Origin of the sequence: Enterobacter cloacae complex sp. 2024EL-00214 (genome assembly GCF_043945575.1) — a bacterium.
Classification (GTDB): Bacteria; Pseudomonadota; Gammaproteobacteria; order Enterobacterales; family Enterobacteriaceae; genus Enterobacter; species Enterobacter cloacae_P.
In genome coordinates this window covers 307,460-325,164 of the sequence record NZ_JBIMRC010000002.1, presented here as the reverse complement: position 1 = coordinate 325,164, position 17,705 = coordinate 307,460, and the positions used below count along the sequence as shown (strand labels likewise).

Below are 17,705 nucleotides of genomic sequence, written 5' to 3'. Positions count from 1 at the left end.
ATATTATCCGCTGGGTCAAATAGTGCTGATGGATAAATAGATTATCTAACTTAATGAATAGAAAAGCTTACAATAATATAAACATATTTATAATTGCCCTGGCGCTATGCCTGGTTGCGGTGCCATTTTCCCGTTATATCTCTCCGCATGCTATTGTTAATGGGCATGATGTATATTTAGCGTGGTTACCGTTAAGTGTCATGCTGGCTGTTATTTTATTGTTTGGTCGTCGGGCAATTATTCCCGTTCTGTTAAGTTTTATCGTTACCAATGTTTATAGTTTTCATTTAACGGTACTGCAGCACGCGGTGTTGTTGTTTTGTCAGACCTTTCCAGCGTTTGCCGTCTGCGGCGTGATTCGCCTGATCCTGGGGAAGCGCTGGCGTTATGGTTTGCCCAATAAGTTCATCGGTATTCGTATTTTCTGGCTTGGCTTTATGTTGCCTGCAGGAATCAAACTGTCGATGTATCTGGCAGGATATTTATTTGATTTTCCACTGACTATCTCGACCTTCTTCGGTGAAGGAACAGCAATTTACAATGTGGTTGATATTCAAAGCCTGATTTGTGCCGTATTGATATTTACCATGATGTTCTATTATCCATTAAGAATGGCACTTAACCCCGGTTATGCCAGAATATTCTGGCGGGGGAGTGTTAAACCCATATTCTTTACTAAACAGCCTGTTTATATCTTTACCTGGTTGATGGTTCTGATCGCTGTGATTGCAATTCTGTGCATGCCTCTGCAATCAGCCATTATTGCCGGTTATCTTATGCCGGTGATTTTTATCCTGTTTACCCTGGGGATCAGTCGTTTGAGCTATGCTCTTATCTCTCTGCTCTGGGCTGCATCTGCATTCCTGTTATTAACCTATAACTATAACTTTCTTAATGGTGTCGAATCAGGACACTCGCTCTCCTTTATCCTGTCGGTACTGATCTCTTTTGCTATCTGTTTGCTCTACATGTCGCGGATCTACCGCAGAAGCGAATGGCTGAAGCAGGGCTGGCAGGAGAGGGCGTTAACCGATCCATTGACGGGGTTACCCAATATTCGTGCGCTTGAAGACTACCTGTTCGTTCATCCTGACGCTAAAGTGTGCTGTCTGCGGATGGACAACCTGGAGTTTTTGAGCCGTCACTATGGCATTCTCATGCGGGTCCACTGCAAACGGATGATTACGACATCTCTGCAGCCATTATTGCAGAAAGATGAGAAGCTCTTTCAACTGCCAGGAAGCGAGCTGGTGCTGGTATTGCTGGGGCCAGAAACTGCTGAACGCCTGCAACATATGGTCGACCAACTGAACAGCCGCAAGATTTTCTGGAACAATACCGGGCTGGATATTGAGTTTGGTGCCTCCTGGGGCAAGGTGGAGAATGGTGAAACGTTGCATCATACGCTGGGGCAACTGAGCTGGCTGGCCGAGCAATCATGCGGTGCGCATAACGTTCTGGCACTGACAAATAGCCTTGAAGCTGCCTCGGGACAAACGACGGAACGGGTTCTGATGTTAGGGCGGGTTAAGCATGCTCTGGAGGCAGGCAAATTTCACTTATATGCACAACCGATCCAAAACGCCGATGGCAACGGGTACTATGAAATTCTGACGCGTATGGAAAGTGAGGGAGAGATTCTGTCACCCGATCGCTTTATCCCGTTGATTGCTCAGTTTAACCTCAGCCACCAGTTCGATCTGAGCGTCGTGGAGAAATTACTGGTGTGGCTTCACGAACACCCTGCGACGCATGCGGGTACCCGTTTTTCTGTCAACCTGATGCCGCTGACGCTGATGCAAAAAGAGGTGGCCAGCGAGATAATCGCGCTCTTTGAACGCTATGCTGTTGCCCCTCAGGCTGTCGTTATTGAGATCACCGAAGAGCAGGCATTTTCCAATTCAGGAAGCAGCATCAAAAATATCCAGCAACTTCGGGATTACGGTTTCCGTATTGCGATTGATGATTTCGGTACCGGGTATGCCAACTACGAGCGCCTCAAGCGTCTGCAGGCAGACATCATTAAGATTGACGGCTGCTTTGTGAACGATATTTGCACCGATAGCATGGATGCCATGATCGTGCAGTCAATTTGCAATCTGGCGAAAACGAAAGCGCTCTGTGTGGTTGCCGAATATGTGGAAACACCAGCGCAGCGGGAGATGTTGCTACGCTTTGGTGTGGACTATCTGCAGGGCTACCTGATAGGCAAGCCCACGCCGCTTAGCGAATTACGGGCATAAAAAAACCAGGAGCATTGGCTCCCGGTTTTTGTCAGTTGTTCTGATTACAGTACCAGTGCTGCGATAGAGGCAGACAGTACGCTCACCAGGGTAGAGCCGTAAACCAGCTTCAGGCCGAAGCGAGAAACAACGTTACCCTGTTCTTCGTTCAGACCTTTAATCGCACCGGCGATAATACCGATGGACGAGAAGTTCGCGAAGGAAACCAGGAATACGGAGATGATGCCTTCCGCGCGTGGAGAGAGCGTGCTGGCAATTTTCTGCAGATCCATCATGGCCACGAATTCGTTAGAAACCAGTTTGGTTGCCATGATACTGCCCACCTGCAGCGCTTCGTGAGCCGGAACACCCATTACCCATGCAACAGGGTAGAAGATATAGCCCAGAATGCCCTGGAAGGAGATACCCAGAACCGCCGCGAACAGGGCGTTCAGGGCAGAAATCAGGGCAATAAAGCCGATCAGCATTGCAGCAACGATAATCGCCACTTTGAAACCAGCCAGAATATACTCACCCAGCATTTCGAAGAAGCTCTGACCTTCGTGCAGATTTGCCATCTGCAGGTTCTCTTCGCCTTCTTCAACACGGTATGGGTTGATCAGAGACAACACAATAAAGGTGCTGAACATGTTCAGAACCAGCGCGGCAACCACGTATTTCGGTTCCAGCATCGTCATGTACGCACCCACGATAGACATGGAAACGGTGGACATTGCTGTTGCTGCCATCGTGTACATACGGTTACGGGACATTTTACCGAGAATGTCTTTATACGCGATGAAGTTCTCAGACTGACCCAGGATCAGTGAGCTTACGGCGTTGAACGATTCCAGTTTACCCATACCGTTGACTTTGGACAGCACGGTACCAATGGCGCGAATAACGACAGGCAGCACGCGGATGTGTTGCAGAATACCGATAAGCGCGGAGATGAAAACGATAGGGCACAGCACTTTCAGGAAGAAGAATGCCAGGCCATCGTCATTCATTTTACCGAAGACAAAGTTAGTCCCTTCGTTGGCGAATCCGAGCAGTTTTTCGAACATTTCGGAGAAGCCTTTCACGAAGCCGAGCCCCACGTTGGAGTTCAGGAAGAACCACGCGAGTAAAACTTCAATAACGAGAAGCTGAACAACATAGCGGATGCGGATTTTTTTCCGGTCATGACTGACCAGTAACGCAAGCGCAGTAACGACAACAAGTGCCAGTACAAAATGAAGGACGCGGTCCATATTTGCTCCAAATATGAGGCAGGTTTAATTTTCATGCACATTCTATGTAACAAGCGTAAAGAAAACGAGATCAAAGCCACACTATAGTCACATCCTGTGATGAGTCTCAAAAATAGTGATCAACAAGACATTTTTGTTATGTTAGGTAAATGAGTGAAAAGTTAAGTTTGTGTGCTAGTCTTCACCAAAGACTGTGCGATTTCATTTTCTGTACGATCGCTCCAGCGTACCTGCCCCATCTATCGTTCAATGCTATCAGAGAAATCACTATAAACTTTCCAAATGATCTTGATAATCATTCTCATTTTGATAGCATTAAACATAGCAAAGGCTATATTTCCAGAGGCAGAAATGACAAACAGTCGCGTAGAGGGTAGCAGTGGCAGAGCAACGCGCAAGTTGCGGTTCGCATTAATGGGACCCGCGTTCATTGCTGCTATTGGTTACATCGATCCGGGTAATTTTGCGACCAACATTCAGGCCGGGGCCAGCTTCGGCTATAAGCTGCTGTGGGTGGTTGTCTGGGCTAACCTGATGGCAATGCTGATTCAGATGCTCTCGGCAAAGCTGGGGATTGCCACGGGGAAAAACCTGGCGGAGCAAATCCGTGACCATTATCCTCGTCCGGCAGTATGGCTGTACTGGATCCAGGCCGAAATCATCGCAATGGCAACTGACCTCGCTGAATTTATCGGGGCGGCTATCGGTTTTAAGCTGATCCTCGGGGTGTCGCTGTTGCAAGGGGCCGTGCTGACCGGGATCGCCACCTTCCTTATTCTGATGCTACAGCGTCGGGGGCAAAAACCGCTGGAAAAAGTTATCGGCGGACTGCTGTTGTTTGTTGCTGCGGCGTATATCGTCGAGCTGATTTTCTCGCAGCCAGACCTGGCGCAGCTCAGTAAAGGGATGGTGATCCCGAGCCTGCCAACCTCTGAAGCCGTGTTCCTGGCCGCCGGGGTGCTGGGGGCGACCATCATGCCGCATGTTATTTACCTTCACTCTTCCCTCACGCAGCATCTGCACGGTGGGACGCGTCAACAACGTTACTCGGCAACTAAATGGGATGTGGCTATTGCCATGACCATTGCCGGTTTTGTAAACCTGGCGATGATGGCAACCGCTGCCGCCGCTTTCCACTTTAACGGACACACGGGTATTGCCGATCTCGATCAGGCCTACCTGACGCTGGAGCCGTTACTGAGCCATGCTGCCGCGACGATATTTGGCCTGAGCCTGGTGGCGGCTGGCCTCTCTTCCACGGTCGTGGGGACGCTGGCAGGGCAGGTTGTCATGCAGGGTTTCGTGCGTTTCCATATTCCACTGTGGATACGTCGCTCCGTCACCATGCTGCCCTCATTCATCGTGATTCTGATGGGACTTGATCCGACCCGGATACTGGTGATGAGCCAGGTGCTGCTGAGTTTTGGTATTGCACTGGCGCTGGTACCGCTGCTGATGTTTACCAGCGACAAATCTCTGATGGGCGATCTGGTTAACACGACACTGGTGAAAAGAGCCGGGTGGGCTATCGTGGTGGTGGTGGTGGCGCTGAACATGTGGTTGTTGGTTGGTACAGCGTTAGGACTCTAAAAAGAAAAAGGAGCCGAAAGGCTCCTTTTTGCTGTTAGTGGTGATGACCGTGTCCGTGACCTCTGCCGCCACCCCAGTCGCCACGACGGTCACTACGATCGTCCCAGCCTTCACGGTAACCACGCTCATACGCGTTGTTTTTATACCAGCCGCGATGGCGACCGTTATCATGTTTCCACCAGCGGTCATCACGCCATTCATAATGACGGTGCCAGTAGTCACGGTCGCGCCAGTAGCCACCGTCCCAGTATCTGCCGTAGTCGTCACGATCGCCAATTTGTAATTTAATTGATGGCAACAGGGTGATTTCGCCGGCATTGGCGACCAGCGGGGCTGAAGCCAGTAACACCGCTGCAAGAATCAGTGACCTGAACATACTTTTCTCCTTCACGATCGGGGCCGCTGTGCGGCCTGTTAACGTAATTTTACGAGTTGGTAAAGCCTCGTTTCATCACCTCAATTCCTAATTCATGAATGAGAGCACTTTTTGCTAAAAGTGGTTTTATTTTGAGCTGTTCAGAATTACTTCAATGGCGGCGAGTTCATCTGCTGAAAAGTGGCGATTTTCCAGCATGCCAACGGCGTCATCAATCTGCGCCGTTTTACTGGCACCAATTAGCACGGAGGTCACGGCGTCATGGCGTAATACCCAGGCCAGCGCCATCTGCGATAGCTTTTGACCGCGGCTTTCAGCCAGCGTGTTCAGCTTACGAACCTTTTCCAGCTTCTCTTCGGTGATCTGTTCAGGATTCAGGAACTTGCTACCGCTGGCTGCACGTGAGTCTGCCGGAATGCCATTCAGATAGCGATTGGTCAACTGACCACCTGCCAGTGGTGAGAAGGGAATACAGCCGACACCTTTTTCCTGTAATACGCTCAGTAAACCGTCTTCTGGCGCACGTTCAAACATGGAATATTTCGGCTGGTGGATAAGACATGGGGTACCGAGATCCTCCAGAATCTCAATGGCCTGCCGGGCCAGATCCGCAGGATAGTTGGACAAACCGACATACAGGGCTTTGCCCTGACGCACCAGATGATCGAGCGCTTTCATTGTCTCCTGCAGCGGCGTTTCCGGGTCGGGACGGTGATGATAGAAGATATCGACATACTCCAGCCCCATGCGCTTCAGGCTCTGATCCAGGCTGGAGATCAAATACTTGCGCGAGCCCCAGTCACCGTAAGGACCATCCCACATGGTATAACCCGCTTTTGTCGACACAATCAGCTCGTCGCGCCAGGGCAGGAAATCTTCCTGTAAAATACGGCCAAAATTACGTTCGGCTGAACCCGGAGGCGGGCCATAGTTGTTGGCGAGATCAAAATGGGTGATGCCAAGATCGAAGGCGCGCTGTAAAAGTTGACGGCTGTTTTCGATGAGCGTGGTGTCGCCGAAATTATGCCAAAGTCCAAGCGAGATGGCGGGTAACGTGAGTCCGCTACGCCCGCAGCGGCGATACTGCATTGTCTGATAACGATTTTTGTCCGGCTGATAACCCATTCTCGTGACCTCTGGCAATGAAAAGAAAAAAGAGTGTATGCGTTTACACTAACGTGAAGAAAAAGAGAATAGCGCAGCCTTTTTTGTAAAGCATTCTTTCCATCCCCTTCTTATTGCCATTTCTGGACAGTCATCACGCTTCTTTAATACTCAAAGTGAGGTCAACATAAGAAGGATACCTGTCATGCGTACCCCATACTGCGTCGCCGATTACCTGCTGGACCGTCTTACAGATTGTGGTGCCGATCATCTGTTTGGCGTGCCGGGCGACTATAACCTGCAGTTTCTCGACCACGTGATAGCCAGCCCGGATATCTGTTGGGTGGGCTGTGCAAATGAGCTGAACGCAGCATACGCTGCCGACGGCTATGCCCGATGTAAAGGCTTTTCCGCGCTGCTGACGACGTTCGGTGTCGGAGAATTAAGTGCCATGAATGGCATCGCAGGCAGCTTTGCCGAATATGTTCCGGTGTTACACATTGTCGGTGCGCCGGGTATGGCGTCACAGCAAAGAGGGGAGTTATTGCACCATACGTTAGGTGATGGTGAGTTCCGCCACTTTTATCATATGAGCGAGCCTATCACTGTCGCGCAGGCGGTTCTTACCGAACAAAATGCCTGTTATGAAATCGACCGGGTGCTCACGACCATGCTGCGGGAACGTCGTCCTGGCTACCTGATGTTACCTGCCGACGTGGCAAAAAAAGCCGCCACACCGCCTGTAAGCGCTCTCACAGTGAAGCCTGTTCATGCCGATAATGCCTGTCTGAAAGCATTTCGCGATGCTGCCGGAAACAAACTGGCTATGAGCAAACGTACTGCGCTGTTAGCCGACTTCCTTGTGCTGCGTTATGGTCTGAAGCATGCGCTGCAGAAATGGGTGAAGGAGGTGCCTATGGCGCATGCGACCATGCTGATGGGGAAAGGGATATTCGACGAGCGGCAGACCGGTTTTTACGGGACATACAGTGGCTCAGCGAGTACGGGGACGGTAAAAGAGGCAATTGAAGGCGCTGACACCGTGCTATGTATCGGTACCCGCTTTACCGATACACTGACGGCCGGTTTTACCCATCAGCTTGCCACGGCGCAAACGATAGAAGTGCAGCCTCATGCTTCGCGCGTCGGTGATGTCTGGTTTACCGGCATCCCCATGCTGCAGGCGATTGAGACGCTGGTGGAGCTCTGCAAACAGCACGTACACAATCACCCTGTACCATCTTCTCACAGCGGTTTTTCCTTCCCGCAGCCGGATGGTTCGCTCACACAGGAAAACTTCTGGAACACGCTGCAAACCTTTATTCGTCCCGGTGACATTATCCTTGCCGACCAGGGAACCTCTGCCTTCGGGGCGTTTGTATTGCGCTTGCCTGCCGATGTGAATTTTATCGTCCAGCCTCTCTGGGGGTCGATTGGTTACACGCTGGCGGCGGCCTTTGGTGCGCAGACGGCGTGTCCGAACCGGCGCGTCATTGTGCTCACCGGAGATGGTGCGGCGCAGCTGACTATTCAGGAGCTTGGCTCAATGCTGCGTGATAAACAGCATCCCATTATTCTGGTGCTTAATAATGAAGGGTACACGGTTGAAAGGGCGATCCACGGGCCAGAGCAACGGTATAACGACATTGCGTTGTGGAACTGGACACAAATTCCACAGGCACTCAGTCTGGATCCTCAGGCCGAGTGCTGGCGGGTCAGTGAAGCGGAACAACTGGCGAACGTCCTCGAAAAAGTGGCGCACCACGAGCGACTCTCGCTGATTGAGGTCATGCTGCCAAAAGCGGATATTCCACCGCTGCTGGGAGCCATTACCAAAGCGCTGGAGGCGCGCAACCGCGCCTGATTATTTGTCGTTTCTCCAGGCCATCATCATCGGTTTGCCCGCCAGCAGGAGCCAGGCGGGCAACATCACGATACAGAGCAGGGGGAACAGCGTGGAATCAGGTACCACTACGGCGGCCATAAACAGGCTCAGCCACGCATCGCGAGTGACCACCAGAACCAACCCCAGAATGGAGCATGAAACGGTAATCGCCGCCGGAACAGCCTCCACATGTTCATGCAACATCAAACCCAGCGCCACGCCGACAAAGACCGCCGGGAAAATACGCCCGCCGCGAAAACCACATGCCGCTGCCACCACCAGTGCTGCCAGTTTTATCAGCGCAAACAGCAGATAATCTGACACGTTAAATACCTGGCTGAATGCCAGCTGTTGCATTTCATCGAGGCCCTTAAATAGCGTCACTGTTCCGCCGATAGCCCCTAAAATCCCCAACATCAGACCTCCGGCACCCAGAATCAGTACCGGATGTTTGAGTCTGTGAATCAGCCGGTGCAGGCGTGGAAGGCACCATACCGCGACCATGCCCAGTGCAATGGCGATAGCCACCACAATCGCACCGCTGAAAATATCGGCTATCTGCATCTGGCCGTAATGGGGTAAAGAGAGTGAAAAATGGGGATGGAAAAACAGGCTGGTGGTGAGAGCCCCGGCAGCGGCTGCCATCAGTGGAGCAAAGAGTCTGTCCCAGAGCGGTACGTCGCTATTGCCGCTGAGCGTCTGAGAGAAAATCAGCGCGGCAGCGACGGGCGTTCCGAACAGCGCACCAATGGTGCCGGCTGAGGCCAGGATCGTCCAGTCCAGTGCGCCGACGCGGGGGAAAATGCGTGAACCAAGAAAAACCGCCAGGCCAATATTGACCGCCATGATCGGATGTTCTGGCCCCAGACTGACGCCGCCCGCCAGACCTAAAATCAGGGCGATAATCAACCCCGGCAGGGCCGAAGGGGTGACCGGAGCACCGATCAGGGGTTCCTGCGCTGGATCTGGCCCGGCGTGTCCCGGGCTAAAACGAATGACCAGACCCACGGCAATACCGGTTAACGTCAGCATCAAAATGATCCAGGCCGGAGAATCAAAGCTGATACCGAGTTTTGCGGGGAGTGAAGTCCATAACATCGTTTGCAGCACCGACGCGACTTTCATCACGACGATGAGCACCATACTTGAGGCAACGCCAATAATTAACGCCGGGATTGCCAATAACAGCATGGTTCTGGCTCGCGGGTGGAGCATGATGATTTCCTTGTACAAAACGGTATAACGTTACTTTGCACAATCAGCCCTGGCGCAATAATGCAAAAGGTGCTGAAACGGTAAAGTGATTCTGTGATGAAGATCGATAATCCTGGGGCATTCACCTTCCGGTCGTTGTTGTTATCACGCCTTGAATTTACAGTGTCCCAAAGATTTATTCTGACTTTAGCGGAGCAGTAGAAGAATGACAAAGTATGCTTTGGTAGGTGATGTAGGCGGCACGAACGCACGCCTTGCATTATGCGATGTACATAGCGGTGAAATTTCCCAGGCGAAAACCTATTCAGGGCTGGACTACCCAAGCCTGGAAGCTGTTGTTCGCGTTTATCTCGATGAGCATAAGACTAGTGTTGAAGATGGCTGCATCGCCATTGCCTGCCCGATTACCGGTGACTGGGTGGCGATGACTAACCATACCTGGGCATTCTCCATTACCGAAATGCAGAAGAACCTCGGCTTTGCGCATCTTGAAATCATCAATGACTTTACCGCAGTTTCAATGGCAATTCCGATGCTGAAGCCAGAGCACCTGATCCAGTTTGGCGGCACTGCACCGGTAGAAGGTAAGCCGATTGCCGTTTACGGAGCGGGTACCGGTCTGGGCGTGTCGCACCTGGTTCACGTTAATCAGCGCTGGGTGAGCCTGCCGGGTGAAGGGGGGCACGTGGATTTTGCACCAAACAGTGAAGAAGAGGGCATCATCCTCGAAGAACTGCGTGCCGAGATCGGCCACGTTTCTGCTGAACGCGTGCTTTCTGGCCCGGGGCTGGTGAACCTGTATCGTGCAATTGTGAAATCTGACGGTCGTCTGCCGGAAAATCTGCAGCCGAAAGACGTGACCTCGCGTGCGCTGGCGGACAGCTGCATCGACTGCCGTCGCGCATTGTCGCTGTTCTGCGTCATTATGGGGCGTTTTGGCGGCAACCTGGCGCTGAATCTCGGCACCTTTGGTGGCGTCTATATCGCAGGTGGGATCGTGCCGCGTTTCCTCGATTTCTTTAAAGCCTCAGGTTTCCGCGGCGGTTTCGAAGACAAAGGGCGCTTCAGAAGTTACGTGCAGGACATTCCTGTGTACCTGATTGTGCATGATAACCCTGGCCTGCTTGGCTCGGGCGCACATCTTCGTCAGGTTCTGGGTCAGATCCTCTGACTTCTGTTACCCTCTCCTGCGGGAGAGGGCGTTTCCCTTACAGGTGCATCAGCTGGCGGAATTCTTTCACCTTGCTGCGGCTCACCGGCACCTGAAAATCGAGATCTTTCAGACGCAAAATGTAGGTGTTGTTAAACCAGGGCTCGATCTCGCGGATCTTATTTAAATTCACGCAAAACGAACGGTGACAGCGGAAGAAGTGCGCCGTCGGCAGTTTGCTGCAAAACTCGGTGATGTTCATCGCCATCACATACGATTCACGCCGTGTATAGACAAACGTCATCTTTTCATGCGCTTCGGCATAGTAGATATCGTCGATGGGCGTCACGATGATACGTTCATCCTTGACCAGATTAATGGTGTCATTCTCACGTACCGTCGGGCTGGTGTTTGCAGGTGCGGCCTGCTGCTGCCATGCTGCTTCCAGTTTTTGCAGCATGCTGATAATGCGTGATTCCTGGTAAGGTTTGAGGATGTAGTCAAACGCTTCCAGTTCAAAAGCCTCTACAGCGTGCTCTTTCCAGGCGGTAACAAAGACAATAAACGGTTTATTGGCAAACTGGTTGATGTTTTGCGCCAGCAACACGCCGTCCAGCGACGGAATGTTGATATCGAGAAAAATGGCGTCGACCCGGTTGTGCTGCAAAAACTTCAGCACGTCCAGACCATCTTCAAAGGTGCCGACAATCTCCATCTGGCTATGCGTTTTGATAAGCCAGCTCAGCTCCTGTTGAGCCAGAATCTCATCTTCCACAATGATGACTTTCATGTGTTACTCCGGCCTATGGCAACAGTGATGTCGGTGCATGAACGGGGGAGCGTTCATTCGGAACGTAAAAAGCGATTTCGGTGCCTGGCTCAAGACGGCGAATATGCAGCCCGTCGCCATACAGCAATTTGACCCGGTGATGCACATTCAGTAACCCAATTTTATTACCCGGCATCTCGTTTGATTCAACGCGTTCAATCACTTTCGGGTCGATACCGTGTCCGGTATCGCGCACCGCAATGCGCACGCGGTTGCCGCTCTCAGTCACGCTGATGGTGACCACGCCTTTCCCTTTACACGGCTGAATACCGTGGACAATCGCGTTTTCGACCAGCGGCTGAATCAGCAGGCTTGGGATCACGCAGTTGACCTCTTCATCAATATCATAAATGACCGTGAGCTTGTCGCCGAAGCGAGCCTGCTCAATCGCAATGTAGTCTTTGATTTGATAAAACTCTTTTTTGATGTCGATCTGCTCGTCATCTTTCAGCTCAATGTTGTAGCGCAGATAGCGCGACAGGTTAAAAATCAGCTGGCGCGCGGTGTCCGGATTGAGGCGAATGGAGGAGGAAATCGCATTCAGCGCGTTGAACAGAAAATGGGGATTTATTTTACTTTGCAGCGCGCGTAACTCTGCCTTATTTGCCATCTCGCGCAGCTGCTCCGCGCGAGACACTTCCAGCTGGGTGGAGATAATCTGTGACAACCCGATGGCCATCTCCTGCAGTGAGGAGGTGATCTGGTGTGCATGGCAGTAGTAAATCTTCAGCGTGCCCGTCACGACCCCTTTCTCCCACAGAGGGATCACCAGCATGGAGTGGATTTCTGGTGTTCTGTAGGCTTCATCATTGTTTTTAATGATGATTTTACCGTAATTGATCGCCTGCTTTGTGGTTGGGCTGATGGTGTCATCGTTATCGTGGTAGTTATGTTCGCCTACACCTACGTAGGCCAGCACGCGGTCGATATTGGTAATGGCGACGGCATCGGCGTGAATATCGCGGCGAATGATATCGCAGACCTGGCGCAAGGATTCAGCGTTAACGTGGCGGAACAGCGGCAGCGTTTTGTTGGCGATATCGAGCGCCAGCTTGGCCTGACGCGCGGCGCTGGCCTCTTTTTCCCCTTCGACGCTTTGCACCAGTAACACAATAAAACCGATGCAGACGCTGCCGAGGATCATCGGAATGCCGATTTTCGAGACAATATCCAGACCCAGAGCCGTGGTGGGTGCCAGGACCACCACCAGGATCATGGTCAGCGTTTCACATGCCATACCTGCGATGATCCCGGCGCGCCAGCGCTGTTTTTTCGGCACTTTGCGGCTAATCCAGCCAGAGAGCACCCCGGCAATAATGCTGGTAATAAAGCACGGAATCGCCGTCACACCGCCGATATCAATCAGGTAACGGTGGGTACCGGCAATAATCCCCGTAATCACCCCCACCCACGGGCCGAATAAAATACCGCCAGACATCACTGCGATAATACGTACGTTGACCAGAGAGCCTTCTACCGGAACCCCAGACCAGGTACTGAACAGGGCAAACAGCGAAAAGATGGCAGTTACGGCCAGCAGCTCTTTTGGCGAGTGTGCAGACTTGTGCAATAGCTCGCGGAACAGGCGAATGCGAATGAGGAAGAACAGGCAAATCAGCATTAATGCCGCACGGTCAAAAACCGCGAGGAGCATATCGAATATTTCGTGCACGAGAGAACCAGCAAAAACGGGAAAGGACCATGATAAAAAACCTGGCGCGTATTGACCAGCTATTCACCTGGTTTATCAAATGGGGAAAAACCATGACTTTCAAAGGGGATAGTTTATGGGAGCCTGAAGACGCCGGATTTTTTATTGGTGGCGAAGGCTGAGGTAACGGGTTTGATATCATCATGTTAAATAACTGGTATTAAAAATACACATTAAGAGGAACAGCTTCCGCATTTAGGCGCAGCAGGGTTCCTGTTTTAACGCGATCTCTTTTTTTTAATTTCCCTCTCGACAGCACGTTTTTTTTCAGGTTATTTTCTAAGCATGCCACATCGGTGGCAGCGTCGCTCGGACGGTCCGGGCGCTAACGTTAATCTGAGGAATCTATGGCTGAATTCAGTCCTGAACGCCGTTTCACGCGTATCGATCGTCTCCCCCCTTATGTTTTCAATATCACTGCTGAACTGAAAATGGCTGCGCGTCGGCGCGGCGAAGACATTATTGATTTCAGCATGGGTAACCCCGACGGCCCTACGCCACCACATATTGTTGAGAAATTATGTACGGTTGCCCAGCGTCCCGATACGCATGGCTACTCAACGTCTCGCGGCATTCCCCGATTACGTCGTGCTATCTCCCGCTGGTACCAGGATCGCTATCAGGTGGATATTGATCCTGAAAGCGAAGCCATTGTTACCATCGGTTCGAAAGAGGGGCTGGCACACCTGATGCTGGCGACGCTGGATCATGGCGATACCGTTCTGGTGCCGAACCCAAGCTATCCAATCCACATCTACGGTGCGGTGATTGCCGGGGCGCAGGTTCGTTCTGTGCCGCTGGTCGAAGGGGTCGATTTCTTTAACGAGCTGGAACGTGCTATCCGTGAAAGTTATCCGAAACCAAAGATGATGATCCTCGGTTTTCCGTCGAACCCAACGGCACAGTGCGTCGAGCTGGATTTCTTCGAGAAGGTCGTCGCGCTGGCTAAACGTTATGACGTGCTGGTGGTTCATGATTTAGCCTATGCCGATATTGTATATGACGGCTGGAAAGCGCCTTCGATTATGCAGGTTCCGGGTGCGCGCGATGTGGCGGTGGAGTTCTTCACCCTGTCGAAAAGTTACAATATGGCGGGCTGGCGCATTGGCTTTATGGTGGGTAACAAGACGCTGGTCAATGCACTGGCACGGATTAAGAGTTACCACGACTATGGCACCTTTACACCGCTTCAGGTGGCTGCCATTGCCGCCCTGGAGGGCGATCAGCAGTGTGTCCATGAGATTGCTGCCCAGTATAAACGCCGTCGCGATGTGCTGGTAAAAGGCCTGCATGAAGCGGGCTGGATGGTGGAAATGCCGAAAGCGTCCATGTACGTCTGGGCAAAAATCCCTGAGCCGTATGCAGCAATGGGGTCGCTGGAGTTTGCCAAGAAGCTGCTACAGGATGCGAAGGTGTGCGTCTCTCCGGGTATTGGCTTTGGTGATTATGGCGACACCCATGTGCGATTTGCACTGATTGAAAACAGCGACCGTATTCGTCAGGCGGTGAGGGGCATCAAGAGTATGTTCCGGGCCGACGGGCTTCTCTCATCAAAGAGCGTCGCTGAACATCCCGAGTTGTAACGACATAAAAAAACAGGAGCCAACGGCTCCTGTTTTTTTAACTGTGTTTGCTTTGCTAGATCATCAGGGCAAAGGTTCCGGCCCACACTAAAACAATCACCGAAATGCCCATAAAGAAATATTTCACGTTTCATCGCTCCGCGTATCTTATGGTACGCATTGAAAAACAGAGTCCACCTGATGATAGAGAGCTGAAATTGGGCGCTTACAATGCCGCTAACTCCAGCTCAGAATTCTGCGCTTCCCGCTGCCAGACGGCGCTAATGTACGCTTAAATATGAGGGGTGACAAGCGGGATTTTTTTAAATAATTTCCGTTACTTACGACTGTCGTGGAACGGCGACAGTTTGATTTCAGTACGCAATAAATAGGTGTTGAGCGACGTAAAGAAAAAACAGTTACTCAGGGCAATTACAGGTGATTGAAAAGGTTAGTTTCCTGGCGAAACTAACCTTCTGAACGGGCTTAAATATAGAGTGAGGATTCGCCAAGCGGACGCGTTTTAAAGCGGCGGTGCATCCACAGGTACTGCTCAGGCGCGCGCATAATCTCTTTTTCAATCACTTTGTTGATAAACGCTGCGGCCTCACATTCCTTTTCCGGGTAGTTAGCCATTTCAGGCGAAATGTGCAGACGATAGCCTGACTTATCCGCTTTTCTCACCATCGTCACGGTCAACATGGCGGAACCCGACAGACGCGAAATCACAAAGGTACCGTTGGTCGTGGCGACATCTTTAACCGCAAAGAAGGGGGCAAAGCTGCTGCCTTTACGTCCGTAATCCTGGTACGGGGCAAACCAGACGGCTTCGCCTTTCTTCAGGGCTCCGACCATACCGCGCAGGTTATTGCGGCTGATCATTGCCTTGTTGGAACGCATGCGACCGCGCGTTTGCACCCACTCCATCAGCGGGTTGTTGTGCGGGCGATAGGTTGCCATCATCGGCTGACACAGCCCCATCACGCGGCCACCCAGCTCCAGTGACATAAAGTGAACGCCAACAACCATCACGCCACGGTTTTGCATCTGCGCGCGTTTCAGGTTATCCAGGCCTTCCACATCAAACCATTTGCGGACACGCTCATCGGGCCAGAACCAGGCCATCCCGGTTTCAAGCAGCGCCATCCCGATTGATTTGAAGTTTTCAGAAATGAGTTTTTCACGCTCTTCGGCATTGTACTGCGGGAAGCAAAGTTCAATGTTTTTGCGCGCAATAGATTCACGACGTTTGAGGAAATAGCGAGATGCGCTGCCCAGTTTTGAACCCAACAGACGCAGCACAGGGTAGGGCAGTTGCACCAACAACCAAAGAACGCCAAGACCAAACCATGTAAACCAGTAACGCGGGTGTAAAAACGCACGTTCAAATTTGGATTGAGACAAGATAGTGGAACCTATGTAAAGCCTGTAAAGGTAGCGCAGAGTTCGCGATACGACGTGCCGATAAGACCGTTGTTCAAGGTGATGGTTGCAGGCTTTACCGAACTTTACGGCGTTGCCTGGCCACTGCTGACGTTGGGTGGGCGGCGTAATGTAGCACCGTTATACGATATGTGCTATTACTCGTTTTTGATTAAAAAAGCGGCAAGATGAAAGGTGGTTGATTTGTCTGTTTTTTAATCATGGACAGATACCCGATGGTACCTATCCATGTATTCATGAGGGTGATGAATTACGCGTTAAAGGCCGCGTCTCCGGGTTGTACCTGCTTGTACCACGCCATCAGTTCGGCTGTTCCGGCTTCACCTTCGGCGGGAGCCCAGGCCGCGAAATCCTGTTCAGCAACGGGTTGATAACCACCGTGTTTGACTTCAAAGATAACGCCACCGTGATCCAGTGACAGCACGGCGTGCCAGGTTCCTGCATCCATCTCCAGCGCCATACACTCTTCACCCAGTACGGTGCGGCGGGTGACGATACCGTTGTCGTCAAAATTCAGTACCACAAAGCGCCCGCTGAGGGGAAGCAACAGTTCAAAGGTATGCGGGTGACGATGGGGGCGGATATAGGTACCTGGCTCCATCGCAATGGCCAGACGCTGAACGGCGTCGCTCAGTTCCGGGTGAAAATTACGATGAGCACGTAAGCGCGGAGAGTTTACCGCTGCTTCACTTTGTTGCTTCAAATCGCTAAAGGTGATTTGTTTCATTTAAGCCGCCTGAAATGGATACAGAGTCAGTATGTTCGGGTTGAACGAAAGAGTGTACGGGAAGGGGGAAGAATAGTCATGGTGTCCCCTGCAGACAGCAAACATAATAGCTAACTGCAGGGGATTTATAAAGAAAATAAAATGTGAAGAAAATTGTGCCCGCAGTTATGCCCACAAAGGCAATTCATGAGGCATTTTGAAGAGGTTGGAAGTAACTACGTTTCCAGTTTTGGTAATCGGAATAAACCCATCGTGATGAGCTACCAAGTTTGTGAGGTGAAGGCAATCGTCCTTTCTTAATTTCTGCATACAGGAACGTTTTACCCATACCAGAATCTTCCATCATGAACTTTAAGTCAACAAGTGAGTCGTCGCGAAGTTCGCGCATAGGTTTTATCTCCAGATTGGGAATCGAACAGGGAAGGGACAGGATGCACAGGCCTCATCTAGTGTGAGGTTGTGTGATTGCATGGTTATTTTCCTGTCATGGCTGCTATAAAACCAATCTCCATACCTATTTCAATCAGACCCATAAAGAAACCAGCCATGCAGAGCGCTTCGTCTATATCGCCTTTTCTGCACAGGTAAGTAGAGCAAATGCTAATTATCATTATCTATCTCCAATAAAAAACCGCCAT

General features: G+C 51.3%; 15 protein-coding genes. 6 read left to right on the top strand and 9 right to left on the bottom strand.

The window, feature by feature from the left end:
- The first annotated feature begins 53 nt into the window (after positions 1–53).
- Entirely contained in the window at positions 54–2,243 is a 2,190-nt protein-coding gene (locus tag ACHHZ6_RS04035) for an EAL domain-containing protein (protein ID WP_395121813.1), read from the top strand.
- Between the two features lie 44 nt (positions 2,244–2,287).
- On the opposite strand, the gene ACHHZ6_RS04030 is transcribed toward ACHHZ6_RS04035, so the two are convergent.
- Positions 2,288–3,475 (bottom strand): NupC/NupG family nucleoside CNT transporter, encoded by a 1,188-nt coding sequence (locus ACHHZ6_RS04030; protein ID WP_395121812.1) that lies wholly within the window; start codon positions 3,473–3,475, stop codon positions 2,288–2,290.
- 351 nt (positions 3,476–3,826) lie between these two features.
- Here ACHHZ6_RS04030 and ACHHZ6_RS04025 point away from each other — a divergent pair, with 351 nt between their 5' ends.
- On the top strand, positions 3,827–5,065 hold the full coding sequence (locus tag ACHHZ6_RS04025; protein WP_182272190.1) for an Nramp family divalent metal transporter: 1,239 nt from the start codon (positions 3,827–3,829) through the stop codon (positions 5,063–5,065).
- A 34-nt stretch (positions 5,066–5,099) separates the two neighbouring features.
- Here the strand turns inward: ACHHZ6_RS04025 and ACHHZ6_RS04020 are convergent, their stop codons facing one another.
- Positions 5,100–5,441 carry a DUF2502 domain-containing protein gene (locus ACHHZ6_RS04020; RefSeq protein WP_182272189.1) on the bottom strand — a complete coding sequence of 114 codons (342 nt, stop codon included), beginning with the start codon at positions 5,439–5,441 and terminating at the stop codon, positions 5,100–5,102.
- A 126-nt stretch (positions 5,442–5,567) separates the two neighbouring features.
- Positions 5,568–6,566, bottom strand: coding sequence for an L-glyceraldehyde 3-phosphate reductase (gene mgrA / locus ACHHZ6_RS04015; RefSeq protein ID WP_182918730.1), 999 nt, complete (start codon positions 6,564–6,566; stop codon positions 5,568–5,570).
- 184 nt (positions 6,567–6,750) lie between these two features.
- On the opposite strand from mgrA, the gene ipdC reads away from it, so the two are divergent.
- A complete protein-coding gene (gene ipdC, locus ACHHZ6_RS04010) occupies positions 6,751–8,409 on the top strand; it encodes an indolepyruvate decarboxylase (RefSeq protein ID WP_182272187.1) in 1,659 nt (552 codons plus the stop codon).
- Here the strand turns inward: ipdC and ACHHZ6_RS04005 are convergent, their stop codons facing one another.
- Positions 8,410–9,645: an ion channel protein gene (locus ACHHZ6_RS04005; RefSeq protein WP_182272186.1), complete on the bottom strand. Its 1,236-nt coding sequence runs from the start codon at positions 9,643–9,645 to the stop codon at positions 8,410–8,412.
- Between the two features lie 205 nt (positions 9,646–9,850).
- Here ACHHZ6_RS04005 and glk point away from each other — a divergent pair, with 205 nt between their 5' ends.
- Positions 9,851–10,816: a glucokinase gene (gene glk, locus ACHHZ6_RS04000; protein ID WP_182918729.1), complete on the top strand. Its 966-nt coding sequence runs from the start codon at positions 9,851–9,853 to the stop codon at positions 10,814–10,816.
- A 37-nt stretch (positions 10,817–10,853) separates the two neighbouring features.
- Here the strand turns inward: glk and ACHHZ6_RS03995 are convergent, their stop codons facing one another.
- Entirely contained in the window at positions 10,854–11,585 is a 732-nt protein-coding gene (locus ACHHZ6_RS03995; protein WP_395121811.1) for a LytR/AlgR family response regulator transcription factor, read from the bottom strand.
- A gap of 13 nt (positions 11,586–11,598) precedes the next feature.
- Positions 11,599–13,296, bottom strand: a complete 1,698-nt coding sequence (locus ACHHZ6_RS03990; RefSeq protein WP_182918728.1) for a sensor histidine kinase — start codon at positions 13,294–13,296, stop codon at positions 11,599–11,601.
- A 29-nt stretch (positions 13,297–13,325) separates the two neighbouring features.
- Between ACHHZ6_RS03990 and ACHHZ6_RS03985 the strand changes: the two genes are divergently transcribed.
- Positions 13,326–13,457 (top strand): hypothetical protein, encoded by a 132-nt coding sequence (locus ACHHZ6_RS03985; protein WP_269062536.1) that lies wholly within the window; start codon positions 13,326–13,328, stop codon positions 13,455–13,457.
- Between the two features lie 225 nt (positions 13,458–13,682).
- Positions 13,683–14,918: an alanine transaminase gene (gene alaC / locus ACHHZ6_RS03980; protein WP_182272182.1), complete on the top strand. Its 1,236-nt coding sequence runs from the start codon at positions 13,683–13,685 to the stop codon at positions 14,916–14,918.
- Positions 14,919–14,973: 55 nt separating this feature from the next.
- On the opposite strand, the gene ypdK is transcribed toward alaC, so the two are convergent.
- The 3 genes from ypdK to ACHHZ6_RS03965 form a co-directional block, all read right to left on the bottom strand.
- Entirely contained in the window at positions 14,974–15,045 is a 72-nt protein-coding gene (gene ypdK / locus ACHHZ6_RS03975) for a membrane protein YpdK (protein WP_099458937.1), read from the bottom strand.
- Positions 15,046–15,383: 338 nt separating this feature from the next.
- The gene (gene lpxP / locus ACHHZ6_RS03970) at positions 15,384–16,304 is read right to left on the bottom strand and encodes a kdo(2)-lipid IV(A) palmitoleoyltransferase (protein WP_395121820.1); all 921 of its coding nucleotides are present in this window, start codon (positions 16,302–16,304) and stop codon (positions 15,384–15,386) included.
- A 286-nt stretch (positions 16,305–16,590) separates the two neighbouring features.
- Complete coding sequence (locus ACHHZ6_RS03965) at positions 16,591–17,067, bottom strand: WbuC family cupin fold metalloprotein (protein ID WP_182272181.1); 477 nt, start codon at positions 17,065–17,067, stop codon at positions 16,591–16,593.
- Positions 17,068–17,705 lie beyond the last annotated feature (638 nt).